We start from the raw sequence: 226 nt of genomic DNA, 5'->3' as shown, positions 1-226 counted from the left end.
GAATGCAAATCAGGCGCTCTCCCAGCTGAGCTAAGGCCCCTTTATGCTGGCCTCAAAGGACACTTCAAAGAAGTGTCTACGCCGGCGTTAGCATCCGCTAACTTGGCTTACTTCGCATCAGCTAAAGCAGAGCCGGTCGGCTCTAGTCGCTTCGCTCCGATTGAGCTCCAACAATTTCAATTCTACTAACTTAAAAGTTTGGTGGGTCGAGGAGGACTTGAACCTC

The 226-nt window shown here is 50.9% G+C and carries 1 protein-coding gene; it reads left to right on the top strand.

Annotation, left to right across the window (positions count from 1 at the left end; translation table 11 throughout):
• Positions 1–189: hypothetical protein (locus tag PsWM33_RS27725; protein WP_206599013.1), on the top strand; the 189-nt coding region annotated here is incomplete at its 5' end.
• Between the last annotated feature and the right edge of the window lie 37 nt (positions 190–226).

It is taken from the genome of Pseudovibrio sp. WM33 (assembly GCF_001623165.1).
Taxonomy (GTDB): domain Bacteria; phylum Pseudomonadota; class Alphaproteobacteria; order Rhizobiales; family Stappiaceae; genus Pseudovibrio.
Note: the sequence above shows the minus strand (reverse complement) of the source record. Positions and strands in the feature narration are given on the sequence as shown.